Origin of the sequence: Pseudomonas sp. NMI542_15 (assembly GCF_021283425.1) — a bacterium.
Classification (GTDB): domain Bacteria; phylum Pseudomonadota; class Gammaproteobacteria; order Pseudomonadales; family Pseudomonadaceae; genus Aquipseudomonas; species Aquipseudomonas fortuita.
On sequence record NZ_JAJSRO010000015.1, the window covers coordinates 135,325 to 148,839 of the forward strand.

The 13,515-nt window shown below is 60.1% G+C and carries 10 protein-coding genes and 6 tRNA genes; 14 read left to right on the forward strand and 2 right to left on the reverse strand.

The annotated features are described in order from the left end of the window. The first annotated feature begins 21 nt into the window (after window positions 1-21). The 12 genes from astB to mgtE all read left to right on the forward strand — a co-directional run bounded on the left by astB (window position 22) and on the right by mgtE (window position 10,111). Window positions 22-1,371: an N-succinylarginine dihydrolase gene (gene astB / locus LU684_RS20570; protein WP_060519129.1), complete on the forward strand. Its 1,350-nt coding sequence runs from the start codon at window positions 22-24 to the stop codon at window positions 1,369-1,371. A 14-nt stretch (window positions 1,372-1,385) separates the two neighbouring features. After that, window positions 1,386-1,676: a hypothetical protein gene (locus LU684_RS20575; protein ID WP_016488488.1), complete on the forward strand. Its 291-nt coding sequence runs from the start codon at window positions 1,386-1,388 to the stop codon at window positions 1,674-1,676. A gap of 10 nt (window positions 1,677-1,686) precedes the next feature. Continuing rightward, complete coding sequence (gene astE / locus LU684_RS20580; protein ID WP_016488487.1) at window positions 1,687-2,694, forward strand: succinylglutamate desuccinylase; 1,008 nt, start codon at window positions 1,687-1,689, stop codon at window positions 2,692-2,694. 398 nt (window positions 2,695-3,092) lie between these two features. After that, window positions 3,093-5,717 carry an alanine--tRNA ligase gene (gene alaS, locus LU684_RS20585; RefSeq protein ID WP_024717733.1) on the forward strand — a complete coding sequence of 875 codons (2,625 nt, stop codon included), beginning with the start codon at window positions 3,093-3,095 and terminating at the stop codon, window positions 5,715-5,717. A 147-nt stretch (window positions 5,718-5,864) separates the two neighbouring features. Continuing rightward, window positions 5,865-7,100, forward strand: a complete 1,236-nt coding sequence (locus LU684_RS20590; RefSeq protein ID WP_016488485.1) for an aspartate kinase — start codon at window positions 5,865-5,867, stop codon at window positions 7,098-7,100. 166 nt (window positions 7,101-7,266) lie between these two features. Next, the gene (csrA, locus tag LU684_RS20595; protein WP_003254503.1) at window positions 7,267-7,455 is read left to right on the forward strand and encodes a carbon storage regulator CsrA; all 189 of its coding nucleotides are present in this window, start codon (window positions 7,267-7,269) and stop codon (window positions 7,453-7,455) included. A gap of 72 nt (window positions 7,456-7,527) precedes the next feature. After that, window positions 7,528-7,618: transfer RNA gene (locus tag LU684_RS20600), tRNA-Ser, on the forward strand. A gap of 106 nt (window positions 7,619-7,724) precedes the next feature. Further along, a tRNA-Arg gene (locus LU684_RS20605) sits at window positions 7,725-7,801 on the forward strand. Window positions 7,802-7,873: 72 nt separating this feature from the next. Further along, window positions 7,874-7,950, forward strand: a tRNA-Arg gene (locus LU684_RS20610). Between the two features lie 72 nt (window positions 7,951-8,022). Continuing rightward, window positions 8,023-8,099: transfer RNA gene (locus LU684_RS20615), tRNA-Arg, on the forward strand. Between the two features lie 72 nt (window positions 8,100-8,171). Next, window positions 8,172-8,248, forward strand: a tRNA-Arg gene (locus LU684_RS20620). A 420-nt stretch (window positions 8,249-8,668) separates the two neighbouring features. Further along, window positions 8,669-10,111 (forward strand): magnesium transporter, encoded by a 1,443-nt coding sequence (gene mgtE / locus LU684_RS20625; RefSeq protein WP_016488484.1) that lies wholly within the window; start codon window positions 8,669-8,671, stop codon window positions 10,109-10,111. Window positions 10,112-10,330: 219 nt separating this feature from the next. Here the strand turns inward: mgtE and LU684_RS20630 are convergent, their stop codons facing one another. Further along, window positions 10,331-10,657 carry an Arc family DNA-binding protein gene (locus tag LU684_RS20630; protein WP_003254499.1) on the reverse strand — a complete coding sequence of 109 codons (327 nt, stop codon included), beginning with the start codon at window positions 10,655-10,657 and terminating at the stop codon, window positions 10,331-10,333. Between the two features lie 344 nt (window positions 10,658-11,001). Here LU684_RS20630 and phnN point away from each other — a divergent pair, with 344 nt between their 5' ends. Beyond that, entirely contained in the window at window positions 11,002-11,595 is a 594-nt protein-coding gene (gene phnN / locus LU684_RS20635) for a phosphonate metabolism protein/1,5-bisphosphokinase (PRPP-forming) PhnN (RefSeq protein ID WP_232894984.1), read from the forward strand. A 111-nt stretch (window positions 11,596-11,706) separates the two neighbouring features. Beyond that, window positions 11,707-11,783 (forward strand) — tRNA-Arg (locus tag LU684_RS20640). Here the strand turns inward: LU684_RS20640 and LU684_RS20645 are convergent. Then, a complete protein-coding gene (locus tag LU684_RS20645; protein ID WP_031311930.1) occupies window positions 11,762-13,174 on the reverse strand; it encodes an amino acid permease in 1,413 nt (470 codons plus the stop codon). The two genes, LU684_RS20640 and LU684_RS20645, sit on opposite strands and share 22 nt — an antisense overlap. Between the last annotated feature and the right edge of the window lie 341 nt (window positions 13,175-13,515).

Sequence of the window (13,515 nt, forward strand, 5' to 3'; positions counted from 1 at the left end):
ACAGGTCACGGAGCCTAGCCGATGAAATCCTATGAAGTGAATTTTGATGGCCTGGTGGGGCCTACCCACAACTATGGCGGCCTGTCTTACGGCAACGTGGCTTCGCAGAGCAACAGCCAGCAGGGTTCCAGCCCGCGCGAAGCCGCGCGTCAAGGTCTGGCAAAAATGAAAGCGCTGGCCGACATGGGCTTCAAGCAGGGCGTGCTGGCGCCGCAAGAGCGCCCGGATGTGGCCGCGCTGCGCCGCCTGGGGTTTAGCGGCAGCGATGCCGAGGTCATCCAGCGTGCTGCGAAAGACGCCATGCCGTTGCTGGTGGCCAGCTGCTCGGCCTCGAGCATGTGGGTGGCCAATGCGGCCACGGTCAGCCCCAGTGCCGACACGGCGGATGGCCGCGTGCACTTCACCGCCGCCAACCTGAACTGCAAGTACCACCGCAGCATCGAGCACCCGACCACCAGCCGTGTGCTGGGCGCCATGTTCAACAACGAGAAACACTTTGCCCACCACGCAGCATTGCCGGCCGTGGCACAGTTCGGTGACGAGGGCGCGGCCAACCACACGCGCTTCTGCCGTGCTTATGGTGACCCCGGCGTGGAGTTTTTCGTTTATGGCCGCAGTGCCTTCGACAGCCGTTACCCGGCGCCGCAGAAGTACCCAGCCCGGCAAACCCTGGAGGCTTCGCAGGCCGTGGCCCGGTTGCATGGGTTGAGCGATGGCGGTGTGGTCTACGCTCAACAGAACCCCGCCGTGATCGATCAGGGCGTGTTCCATAACGACGTGATTTCGGTGGGCAACGGCGAAGTGCTGTTCTATCACGAGGACGCGTTCCTCGAGACCGACGCGGTGCTTGGTCAGCTGCGCGCTAAACTGGCCAACAAGGGCGGCCACTTCCAGGCCATCTGCGTGCCACGTGCGGCGGTGGCGGTAGAGGATGCCGTGCGCTCTTACCTGTTCAACAGCCAGTTGCTCAGCCGCGATGACGGCTCCATGCTGCTGGTGGTGCCGGAGGAGTGCCGCAACAACGAGCGGGTCTGGGCCTACCTGGGCCAGCTGACCAGCCAAGGTGGCCCGGTCAGGGAGGTCAAGGTATTCGACCTCAAGCAAAGCATGCAGAACGGCGGTGGCCCGGCTTGCCTGCGTCTGCGCGTGGCGTTGAAGGAATCGGAACTGGCGGCGGTGAACCAAGGCGTTATCATGACCGCCCCGCTGTACGACACCCTGGTGCAGTGGGTCGACAAGCATTACCGCGATCGCCTGGGCGAAGCGGACCTGGCCGACCCGCAGTTGCTGGTGGAATGCCGTACGGCACTGGACGAATTGACCCAGATCCTGAAGTTGGGCTCGGTATACCCGTTCCAACGCCAACCTTGAAGAGAGACTTTGCAATGACCGATGCCCTGCGCCTGATCCTTGAAGATGAAGACGGCACCCAGCTGGAAACCTCCTGCACCCGTTTTGCCGTGGTCTGGCAAGGCAAGGAAGTGTGGATTCAGCAGGACGGCCGTGGCCAGCTGCTGATCGGTGTAGATGTCGATGAAGATGACACCGAGTACGCCAACCTGCTGCTGCGCCCGATGGCCACCAACCTGGTCAGCCTGCAGCTGGAAATGGAGCCGGCCGAGGTTGGCGAAGACGACGATCACGTCCATGGCCCTGACTGCGGCCACCACCACTAAGGAAGCCCCTATGCTCGCCCTTGGCAAATTGCTTGAGCTGACACTCACCGATCACGAACCGGCCGAGAAGACCCAAGTGACACCCAAGGGCGCGCGTTTGCGCTGGCTGGGGGAGGGCGCGCTCGAAGTGCGCCCCGCCGAAAGCGATGATTGCGGGCTGGACTTGTTATTGTCTGCGGGCATTCATGGCAACGAAACGGCGCCGATCGAATTGCTCGAACGGCTGTTGCACGGTGTGGCCAACGGCAAGATCAAACCCAAGGCACGGCTGCTGTTCCTGTTTGGCAACCCGGCGGCGATCCGCAAGGGCGAACGGTTCATCGAGCAGGACATCAATCGGCTGTTCAACGGCCGCCATGAGCTTTCCAGTGGCTTCGAGGCATTACGTGCCGCCGAGCTGGAACAGTTCGCCCGGGTGTTCTTCAGCAAGCCGGAGCGCAGCCGCCTGCACTACGACCTGCATACCGCCATCCGCGGTTCGAAGATCGAGCAATTTGCCTTGTACCCCTATAAAGAAGGGCGCAAGCACTCCCGTCGTGAACTGGCGCGCCTGGCAGCGGCAGGCATGGAAGCGGTGCTGCTGCAGAGCAAATCCTCCATCACCTTCAGTGCCTTTACCTACGAACAGCTGGATGCCGAAGCTTTCACTCTGGAACTGGGCAAGGCCCGCCCGTTTGGCCAGAACGAGCAGGTCAACCTCGACCGGCTCGAAGAGCGCCTGATCCAGATCATCGAAGGCACCGAGCCAGAGGGTGAAGGCTCGCTGGATGGCCTGCAACTGTTCAGCGTTTCGCGTGAGATCATCAAGCACAGCGACAGCTTCCACCTGCACCTGCCGGCGGACATTGAAAACTTCTCAGAGCTGAGCAAGGGTTACCTGCTGGCTGAAGACCTGGCCGAAATGCGCTGGGTGGTCGAGGAGGAGGGGGCGCGCATCATTTTTCCCAATCCCAAGGTCAGGAACGGCTTGCGGGCCGGCATCCTGATCGTGCCGGATTCGGGGCAGCGGCTGGGCTGATTGCCTGTCTTCCTGCCCCGGCCCTATCGCCGGCAAGCCAGCTCCCACAGGGACTGCATGACAGCCAGGCCTGGGGTTATCCTGTGGGAACTGGCTGGCCGGCGATAGGGCCCTGACAGGATGAATTGGATCCTTCATTCCCCGTGAAACTCTTTTAATTCACCGCCTGTTCCATTTTCCCTTCCCATCGGCGGTAATTGGCTTGCCAGTGGCGAAAGACAGGATTTAGCATCCGGTCATGTCATTTTCGTTTGCATAGCCCGAAAAACCGTCCAAACGATGGTTTCTATCGTATAAACACACTGCATCGAGATTGCAGGACCGATATAATGCGGCCCTTTGCCGTCGTTTCGTCGACGCGTTTGCCCGACAGGGCCGCCGTTTCCGTGGAAGAACCTATGAAAAGCGCAGAAATCCGTGAAGCCTTCCTTCGCTTCTTCGAAGAGCAGGGACACACCCGAGTCGCCTCCAGTTCGCTGATCCCGAACAACGACCCAACCCTGCTGTTCACCAATGCCGGCATGAACCAGTTCAAAGACTGTTTCCTCGGCGCGGAGAAGCGTGCCTACACCCGGGCTGTCAGCAGCCAGAAGTGCGTGCGCGCCGGTGGTAAGCACAACGACCTGGAAAACGTCGGTTACACCGCGCGTCACCATACGTTCTTCGAAATGCTGGGCAACTTCAGCTTCGGCGACTATTTCAAGCGTGATGCCATCACCTACGCCTGGAACTTCCTGACCTCGGACAAGTGGCTTAACCTGCCCAAGGAAAAGCTCTGGGTCACCGTCTACGCCACTGACGACGAAGCCTACGACATCTGGACCAAGGAAATCGGCGTGCCGGCCGAGCGCATGGTGCGCATCGGCGACAACAAGGGCGCCCCTTACGCCTCCGACAACTTCTGGACCATGGGTGACACTGGCCCGTGCGGCCCGTGCACCGAAATCTTCTACGACCACGGCGCTGACATCTGGGGCGGCCCGCCCGGCTCGCCAGAAGAAGACGGCGACCGCTACATCGAGATCTGGAACAACGTCTTCATGCAGTTCAACCGCACCGCCGACGGCGTGCTGCACCCGCTGCCAGCGCCGTCGGTGGACACCGGCATGGGCCTGGAGCGCGTCAGCGCCGTGCTGCAGCACGTGCACTCGAACTACGAGATCGACCTGTTCCAGAACCTGCTGGCGGCTGCGGCCAAGGCTATCGGTTGCAGCAATGACGGCCAGGCGTCGCTGAAGGTGGTCGCCGACCATATTCGCTCGTGCGGCTTCCTGATCGCCGACGGTGTGCTGCCGTCCAACGAAGGCCGTGGCTATGTGCTGCGGCGCATCATTCGTCGCGCCTGCCGCCACGGCAACAAGCTGGGCGCCAAAGGCAGCTTCTTCTATCAGATCGTTGCCGCACTGGCCGCCGAAATGGGCGAGGCCTTCCCTGAGCTGAAGAGCCAGCAAGCGCACATCGAGCGTGTGCTGAAGGCTGAAGAAGAGCAGTTCGCCAAGACCCTGGAGCAAGGCCTGCGCATCCTCGAGCAGGACCTGGCCCAGCTGAAAGGCGACGTGGTACCGGGCGATGTGGTGTTCAAGCTGTATGACACCTACGGGTTCCCGATGGACCTGACGGCCGACATTGCCCGTGAGCGCGAGCTGACCATCGACGAAGCCGGCTTCGAGCGCGAGATGGACGCCCAGCGTGAGCGTGCGCGTTCCGCCAGCGCCTTCGGTATGGACTACAACAGCGTGGTCAAGGTCGACAGCGCCACCGAGTTCCTCGGTTACGACGCCACCGAAGGCCAAGGCAAGATCATCGCCCTGTACAAAGACGGCCAGGCCGTCGACCAATTAGGTGAAGGCGAGCAGGGCGTGGTCGTGCTCGACCGCACGCCGTTCTATGCCGAATCCGGTGGTCAGGTGGGTGACACCGGCTTCCTGCAGGCCGGCGCTGCGCGCTTCGATGTGCGCGACACCACCAAAACCGGCGGTGCCTTCCTGCACCACGGCGTGGTCGCCAGCGGTGCGTTGGTGATCGGTTCGCCGGTCGTGGCCAAGGTCGATGCCGAGGTGCAGCACGCCACTTCGCTCAACCACTCTGCTACCCACCTGCTGCACGAAGCGCTGCGCCAGGTGCTGGGCGAACATGTACAGCAGAAGGGCTCTCTGGTGGATAGCCAGCGCCTGCGTTTCGACTTCAGCCACTTCGAGGCGCTGAAGCCAGAGCAGATCAAGGCCCTGGAAGACATCGTCAACCGCGAAGTGCGCAAGAACACTCCGGTGCAAACCGAACTGACCGACATCGAAACCGCCAAGGCCAAAGGTGCCATGGCGCTGTTCGGCGAGAAGTACGGCGACACCGTGCGTGTGCTGAGCATGGGCGGTGATTTCTCGGTAGAGCTGTGCGGCGGTATCCACGCCAAGCGCACCGGTGACATCAGCCTGTTCAAGATCATCAGCGAAGGCGGCGTAGCCTCTGGTGTGCGCCGTATCGAAGCCGTGACCGGCGCTGCTGCGCTGGCCTACCTGAATGCTGCCGAAGAGCAGGTCAAGGAAGCCGCGCAACTGGTCAAGGGCAACCGCGACAACCTGATCGACAAGCTGTCGGCTGTGCTCGAGCGCAACCGTCAGCTGGAGAAGCAGCTGGAACAGTTGCAGGCCAAGGCTGCCAGCGCCGCCGGGGACGATCTCTCCAACGCGGCTGTTGAGGTCAAGGGTGCCAAGGTTCTCGCCGCCCGCCTGGATGGGCAGGACGGCAAGGCCTTGCTGGCCCTGGTCGATCAGTTGAAAAACAAGCTCGGCCACGCAGTGATCCTGCTGGGCAGCGAGCATGAGGGCAAGGTTGTGCTGGTGGCCGGCGTGACCAAGGACCTCTCCAGCCAACTCAAGGCTGGCGATCTGATGAAACAAGCCGCTGCGGCGGTGGGTGGCAAGGGCGGTGGTCGTCCGGACATGGCCCAGGGTGGTGGCGTCGACGTCGCTGCACTGGACCAGGCCCTGGCGCTGGCCGTGCCATTCGCAGAGCAGGGACTTTGAGATGAAGGGGTGGGTGGTCTGGTGGCCTGTACGGCTAATTCGTGCGCTCAGTCTCGGGTGCAAGGCTTAGCCACACAGGCCACTCCCGTCCACTCCTTCATGTTGGATTGTTTTTTGAGGCCCTGTATGGGCTGAGGCACCATTGAAATGGCGTTGATCGTACAGAAATTTGGCGGCACCTCTGTCGGTTCCATCGAGCGGATCGAGCAGGTTGCCGAAAAGGTCAAGAAACACCGTGAGGCAGGCGACGACCTGGTGGTTGTGCTGTCGGCCATGAGCGGTGAAACCAATCGCCTGATCGACCTGGCCAAGCAGATCACCGATCATCCGGTTCCGCGTGAACTGGACGTGATCGTGTCGACCGGTGAGCAGGTCACCATTGCCCTGCTGACCATGGCCTTGATCAAGCGTGGTGTGCCAGCCGTGTCCTACACCGGCAACCAGGTGCGCATCCTCACCGACAGCTCGCATAACAAGGCGCGCATCCTGCAGATCGACGACCAGAAGATTCGTGCCGACCTCAAGGAAGGCCGCGTGGTCGTGGTAGCAGGCTTCCAGGGCGTCGACGAGCACGGCAGCATCACCACCCTGGGCCGTGGCGGCTCCGACACCACGGGTGTGGCCCTGGCGGCAGCGCTGAAAGCTGACGAGTGCCAGATCTACACCGACGTCGATGGCGTCTACACCACTGACCCGCGCGTCGTGCCACAGGCCCGACGCCTGGAGAAGATCACCTTCGAAGAGATGCTGGAAATGGCCAGCCTCGGTTCCAAGGTGCTGCAGATCCGTTCGGTGGAGTTCGCCGGCAAGTACAACGTTCCGCTGCGCGTGCTGCACAGCTTCAAGGAGGGTCCGGGTACCCTCATTACCATTGATGAAGAGGAATCCATGGAACAGCCGATCATTTCCGGTATCGCCTTCAACCGTGATGAAGCCAAGCTGACCATTCGCGGCGTGCCGGACACCCCGGGCGTGGCCTTCAAGATCCTCGGCCCGATCAGCGCTTCGAACATCGAAGTCGACATGATCGTGCAAAACGTTGCCCACGATAACACCACCGACTTCACCTTCACCGTACACCGCAACGAGTACGAGAAGGCGCAAAGCGTGCTGGAAAACACTGCCCGCGAAATCGGTGCCCGTGAAGTGATCGGCGATACCAAGATCGCCAAGGTCTCGATCGTTGGCGTCGGCATGCGTTCGCACGCCGGTGTTGCCAGCCGCATGTTCGAAGCCCTGGCCAAGGAGAGCATCAACATCCAGATGATCTCCACCTCCGAGATCAAGGTTTCGGTCGTGATCGAAGAGAAGTACCTGGAGCTGGCCGTGCGTGCGCTGCACACCGCGTTCGAGCTCGACGCACCTGTCCGACAGGGCGAGTAAGGCGCTGCCAGGAAGGGCGCGGCTTGCCGCGCCCTTCGCGTTTCTGCTCGCCACGCATGGCCTGTCCTGCCCTGTGTGGCGAGTAACCGGGGCCTGGTCGTCGTCCACGACCAGGCCCTGATACCAAAGACTGTTACCCCTGAATGTTTTGCGTAAGGAGAAAGCTATGTTGATTCTGACTCGTCGGTGCGCCGAGAGCCTGATCATTGGAGACGGCGAGATCACCGTGACGGTGCTTGGCGTCAAAGGCAACCAGGTGCGTATTGGCGTCAGCGCCCCTAAAGAAGTGGCCGTTCACCGCGAGGAAATCTACCTGCGGATCAAGAAAGAGAAGGATGAAGAGCCAAGCCTTTAATTTTTTTGAAGTTTTTTTCAAAAAAAGGGTTGCAAAGGTGAAAGAGGTTCTTTAATATTCGCCTCGTGTTGCGGTGAGGTGGCCGAGTGGCCGAAGGCGCTCCCCTGCTAAGGGAGTATACCTCATAAGGGTATCGGGGGTTCGAATCCCCCCTTCACCGCCATTATTCGCTTAGGGCGCTGTAAACGGTAAGAACGCTAAGTAGTTGATTTTAAACGAAAAAGTTCTTGCAAAAACGTTTCAGCGACCTATAATGCGCGGCAAGACACGGACTCATAGCTCAGCTGGATAGAGTACTCGGCTACGAACCGAGCGGTCACAGGTTCGAATCCTGTTGAGTCCGCCACTTTTTGAAGTGGCTTTGTTTGCAAGGCTGCTTCAAGAAACCAGTGGTAATCTGGTCTAAAACTACCAATGCGGACTCATAGCTCAGCTGGATAGAGTACTCGGCTACGAACCGAGCGGTCGCAGGTTCGAATCCTGCTGAGTCCGCCACTTTTTGAAGTGGCTCTGCTTGCAAAGCTGCTTCAGTCAACCAGTGGTAATCTGGTCTAAAACTACCACCACGGACTCATAGCTCAGCTGGATAGAGTACTCGGCTACGAACCGAGCGGTCGCAGGTTCGAATCCTGCTGAGTCCGCCACTTTTTGAAGTGGCTCTGCTTGCAAAGCTGCTTCAGTCAACCAGTGGTAATCTGGTCTAAAACTACCACCACGGACTCATAGCTCAGCTGGATAGAGTACTCGGCTACGAACCGAGCGGTCGCAGGTTCGAATCCTGCTGAGTCCGCCATACCCCATCAAGAAGCCCGCTCAATTGAGCGGGCTTTTTGTTTTTTGCGCCACTGAATTGTTGGCGATGTCGATCTAAGCTCTTCTGTAATGAGCAGGGTGTAGCGTGTGGCTGTAAGGCAGCCCCAAATTGATCAGGCGCAGCGTACCTGAACTTCAATGTGCTTCCCCATCCACAACAATCGTCGCACTCATAGCTTCGAGCGTTGTCCCACCTTTATCACGCAAACGATTGTTCTGACCAAAATTTTAAGCGATCTGACAGCTTGAGCAGTGTATGATTGCGCCCGTCAGCCCCGCCGGGGCTTGTGGAAAACCACCATGGACTTACCCAGTAGTTACTCGCTAACAAGATTCATACAGAAAGATCTGACCGATTGATTCTCCCGGCGTGCTCCGCTGCTGGGAGTGGAGTTCGCCTATGACTGAAGTAGAAGTAAAAAAAGCGCAAGAAAGCCTGCAGGATCGCCTGGCCCAGGTGGTCGAACTGCTGCAACGCCAGCGTGTGGTCGAAGACCTGACGCACCGCCAGGAAGGCGCGCACAATGACCTGGTAGAAAACCTGGTCCACCGCCAGAACCTCGTCGAGCTGCAGCGCAAGCTTGATGACCTGCATCCCGCCGACATCGCCTATATCCTCGAAGCCTTGCCCCTGGAAGACCGCCTGACGGTCTGGCAGCTGGTGCGCTCGGATCGCGATGGCGACATCCTGCTGGAAGTTTCCGACTCGGTTCGTCAATCGTTGATCGCCGACATGGACGATCACGAGCTGCTGGCCGCCGCCAAGGAAATGGACGCCGACGAGCTGGCCGACCTGGCCCCTGAGCTGCCGCGTGACGTTGTTCACGAGCTGATGGAAACCCTCGATGCCCAGCAACGCGAGCGTGTGCGCTCGGCGCTGAGCTACGACGAGGAGCAGGTCGGTGCGCTGATGGACTTCGAGATGGTCACCATCCGCGAAGACGTCAGCCTGGAGGTGGTACTGCGCTACCTGCGCCGCCTGAAAGAACTGCCCAACCACACCGACAAACTGTTCGTGGTCGATTATGACGGCATCCTGAAAGGGGTATTGCCGATCAAGCGCCTGCTGGTCAACGACCCAGAGAAGAAGGTAGCGGAGGTCATGGCGACCGACCCGGTGTCCTTCCAGCCTGAGGAAGATGCCTATGATGCGGCGCAGGCTTTCGAGCGTTATGACCTGGTATCGGCACCTGTAGTGGACAAGAGCGGTCGTCTGATTGGCCGTTTGACCATTGACGAGATGGTCGACCTGATCCGTGAGGAGAGCGAGAGCGAAGTCCTCAACATGGCGGGTCTGCGTGAAGAGGAAGATATCTTTGCCTCGGTCTGGCGCTCGTTCCGCAACCGTTGGGCATGGCTGGCGATCAACCTGATCACCGCCTTTGTTGCCTCGCGCGTGATCGGGCTGTTCGAAGGCTCGATCGAAAAGCTGGTGGCGTTGGCGGCGTTGATGCCGATCGTTGCGGGTATTGGTGGCAACTCGGGTAACCAGACCATCACCATGATCGTCCGCGCCATGGCGCTGGACCAGGTGTCGCCGGGCAACACCAGTCGCCTGATGCGCAAGGAGCTGGCGGTGTCGCTGATCAACGGCCTGGTTTGGGGAGGCGTGATTGGTGCGGTGGCTTTCTGGTTGTATGGCAGCTGGTCACTGGGTGTGGTGATGACCGCAGCGATGACCTTGAACCTGTTACTGGCGGCGCTGATGGGTGTGCTCATCCCGATGACGTTGGCCCGCCTGGGGCGCGACCCGGCGATGGGGGCGAGTGTGATGATCACTGCCGTGACGGACAGTGGCGGCTTCTTCATCTTCCTTGGCCTGGCTACGCTGTTCCTGCTGTAAACCCCTTTTCTTGCAGTTGCGCGGCCCTGTGGGAGCGGCCTTGTGTCGCGAAAGGGCTGCGAAGCAGCCCCAGAAATCTGTGCATTGCTGCTGATGCCCCGGGGCTGCTTTGCAGCCCTTTCGCGACACAAGGCCGCTCCCACAGGGGCTGCAGCGCGGCTAGTCAGGCGCCCACAAAAAAGCCAGCTTACGCTGGCTTTTTCATGTTCGCTGCACGCCTCAGGAAGCGTCGGCGGCCATTTCCACATCGTGAGCGATGAGGGCAACCAGGGCGTTCTGCTGTCGGTGGGACAGTTGGCGGAAGCGCTGCAGCAACTCGCGCTCATGCAGGGACAGCTCAGGGCTGTCCAGGCGCATGCTCAGCTCGTCACCCAACGCACCTTCCTGGATAAGGCTCTGTTCCAGGCGCGCGATAATTTCAGAGTTCATGCTGCGGTGATGGTTGCGCGCTACCTCGGCAATGCGCTCACGCATCCCGTCTGGCAGGCGGACGACAAATTTGTCAGCGGTGCGGCTTGAATAAATAGCCTGTTTCATTGGGCGCATATAAATTGACCAGATTTTGGTTCAGGGGAAGCGGTTCTCAAATTGGCCGCACGGGGTGGAAATACGACCGTGGCGACGACAAAATGTTCAACCGTCAGTAAAAATGGATGCTCATCTTGCCTTATGGTCGCCGTTTCCTTGGCGTCAATTCTGTGACAAATAGTGAGCCGGATAAAGGCTTTATGCCAGTACCAATTATCAGAAATGAGCACTGGTTTGAAAAGTTTTACATGCTCCGGCTTGCCCAACCGTCAGACTTTTGCCGTCAAAAACAGGTAAAACGCAGCAAAAGGCCAGGAAAACACCTAGAATGCGGCGGTTTCCCTTCATAGAGCATAGTGGCTATGCAACATGACGCAAGCGACCGTCGATCAGGGACAGGCCGGTTGATATTTCTGGTAGGACCGTCGGGTTCGGGGAAAGATTCCCTGATCGACGCTGCACGTGAGCGGCTGGCGGCTGCCGGGGTAGAAATTGCCCGGCGTGTCATTACCCGTTCGGCCGAAGCCAAGGGCGAAGCCGCCCATGGTGTCACGCCTGAACAGTTCGAGACCATGCGCGTGCAGGGTGCTTTTGCCATGCACTGGCACGCCAACGGCCTGGACTACGGGATTCCCCGGCAGGTGGACGACTGGCTGGCGGAGGGCCGGGCAGTGCTGGTGAACGGCTCGCGCGCTTACCTGGCCGAAGCGCGTCAGCGTTATCCGGGCCTGTTGGCGGTGCTTGTGCAGGTCAGGCCGCAGGTGTTGCGCCAGCGCCTGGTGGCCCGTGGCCGCGAAACCGCCGAGGAAGTCGAGCAGCGCCTGGCTCGCAGCGCCCGCTTGCAGGCACTGCCTGATCCGTCGGTGCACCTGCTGGACAACTCTACAACCCTGGAGGCTGCGGTATCAGCCCTGTTCGGGGTGCTTCGCGATGAAGGTGTGCTGCCGCAGGTGTAGCAGTGCCAGAAAAGGATTACGCGAAAAAGCCCGGTAGGTGCATGACAAATGCCAGCATGCTGGTTAACATGCTGGCCGTCCCGCTGTGCAGCGCTCGCTGCCGGTCGTAGCGTCTCAGTAGCTCAATTGGATAGAGCATCCCCCTCCTAAGGGGAAGGTTGCAGGTTCAATTCCTGCCTGGGACGCCATTTCTTGTCTCTCCTGTCTTGACCTCCGCCTCCTTTGCAGCGGCCGCCGTTTGCTGGCGCATCAGGAAGTACCCCGCCACAACCAGCAGTAGCGTCAGCACCGTGAACCAGAACTGGAAACGCGACGCCGGGTCGAACGCCTGGGTGCCGATCACTGCCAACAGGGCGAACAGCGCAACGATGTTGGCGTACGGGAACAACCAGGCGCGAAAGGCCTTGGGGTCGACCGCTTCGTGACGGGTTCTCCAGCGCATGGCCACGTGGGCGATGATGATGAAGATCCATACGACCATCACCAGGCTGCCGGTACTCTTGGCCAGGGTCATGAACAGGTCACCGGCGCTGATAAAGTGCACGGTCAGGATCATCGTGCAGATCGACAGGCTCAGCAGCAGTGCATTGATCGGCACGCCCTTGGCGCTGGTGCGCGAGAACAGCTTGGGCGCGTGCCCGCGCTGGCTAAGCGAGAACAGCATGCGCGAGTTGGAGAACATGAACGAGTTCATCACCGACATGAACGAGACGAACAGCACCAGTTTCATGGCCACCGCAGCACCGCCGAACCCGGCCAGGGTGAAGAGCGAAACATAGGGCGAGGCCAGGTTGGCCTTGTCGGTCCATGGCAGGCACAGGATCAGGATCGACACGGAGCCAACGTAGAACAACATCACTCGCAGGATCACGCTCTTGATCGCGCGAATCACGTTCTGCCGCGGGTTCTCCGATTCACCTGCGGCCACCGCGGCAATTTCGCTGCCGCCCAGGGAGAATATCACCACGATGACACCCGCCATGACGGGCGATAGGCCATTGGGCATGAACCCGTCGTGGGCGGTGAGGTTGACCAGGCCAGGCGAAGGAATGTCGTTGTGCAGGCCCAGCAGGATCGAGATGCCCAGCAGCATGAAGATGAGGATGGTGGCGACCTTCATGGCCGCCAGCCAATACTCCACTTCGGCAAACGAACGCACCGAGTAGGCGTTGCTGGCCATCAGTGTCACCAACATCAGGAAGGCGCCTGCCCAGATCGGCAGCCAGGGTAGAAAGTCATGCAGGATGGAGCCCAGCAGTACCGCTTCGAGGGTGATGGTCATCATCGACTTGAACCAGTACAGCCAGCCGACTGAAAACCCTGCCCAGTCGCCGAGCCAGGTGTTGGCATAGGTCGAGAATGACCCCGCATCCGGGTTGCGACAGGCCATTTCGCCCAGCATGAACATCACCAGAGTGACCACCAGGCCACCAATGAAATACGACAGGATGGCCGCAGGCCCTGCCGATGCGATCAGTGCGCCCGAGCCCATGAACAGCCCTGCACCGATCACCCCGCCCAGTGCGATCATGGTGATGTGCCGCTGCTTGAGGCTTTGCTTCAAACCGTTGGATTGCATTTCCTTGTCCTCTCTTATTGTTGGGGGGATCCGACAACGTCCCCCAACGCAGGCATCGTCATGCGCCTGCGTCCACGCGTGGCAAATAGCTACCAGCCTGCCACCATGGACAATAAGGCCAAGGACCTCAAACGAATTCTCTGCACAACATCCTGCCGATTTTTCCTGAGGCGTGTTGCCTCAGGCGCTGCTGCACCGCCATCCCTGTGGGAGCGGGCGTGCCCGCGAACACCGGCAAAGCCGGTGCCAGGCACCGCGTCGCCTGCTTCGCGGGCCAAGCCCGCTCCCACAGAGAACGCGGCGGGGCCTTGGTAATCAGGCGATGTTCTGCTCGGCCGACC

Excerpts from the sequence above, each read along its gene's own strand:
- mgtE (WP_016488484.1), top strand. The coding sequence starts at position 8,669 with ATGACTGAAGTAGAAGTAAAAAAAGCGCAAGAAAGCCTGCAGGATCGC.
- LU684_RS20590 (WP_016488485.1), top strand. The coding sequence starts at position 5,865 with ATGGCGTTGATCGTACAGAAATTTGGCGGCACCTCTGTCGGTTCCATC.
- LU684_RS20630 (WP_003254499.1), bottom strand. The coding sequence starts at position 10,657 with ATGCGCCCAATGAAACAGGCTATTTATTCAAGCCGCACCGCTGACAAA.
- LU684_RS20645 (WP_031311930.1), bottom strand. The coding sequence starts at position 13,174 with ATGCAATCCAACGGTTTGAAGCAAAGCCTCAAGCAGCGGCACATCACC.
- csrA (WP_003254503.1), top strand. The coding sequence starts at position 7,267 with ATGTTGATTCTGACTCGTCGGTGCGCCGAGAGCCTGATCATTGGAGAC.
- astE (WP_016488487.1), top strand. The coding sequence starts at position 1,687 with ATGCTCGCCCTTGGCAAATTGCTTGAGCTGACACTCACCGATCACGAA.
- astB (WP_060519129.1), top strand. The coding sequence starts at position 22 with ATGAAATCCTATGAAGTGAATTTTGATGGCCTGGTGGGGCCTACCCAC.
- alaS (WP_024717733.1), top strand. The coding sequence starts at position 3,093 with ATGAAAAGCGCAGAAATCCGTGAAGCCTTCCTTCGCTTCTTCGAAGAG.
- LU684_RS20575 (WP_016488488.1), top strand. The coding sequence starts at position 1,386 with ATGACCGATGCCCTGCGCCTGATCCTTGAAGATGAAGACGGCACCCAG.
- phnN (WP_232894984.1), top strand. The coding sequence starts at position 11,002 with ATGCAACATGACGCAAGCGACCGTCGATCAGGGACAGGCCGGTTGATA.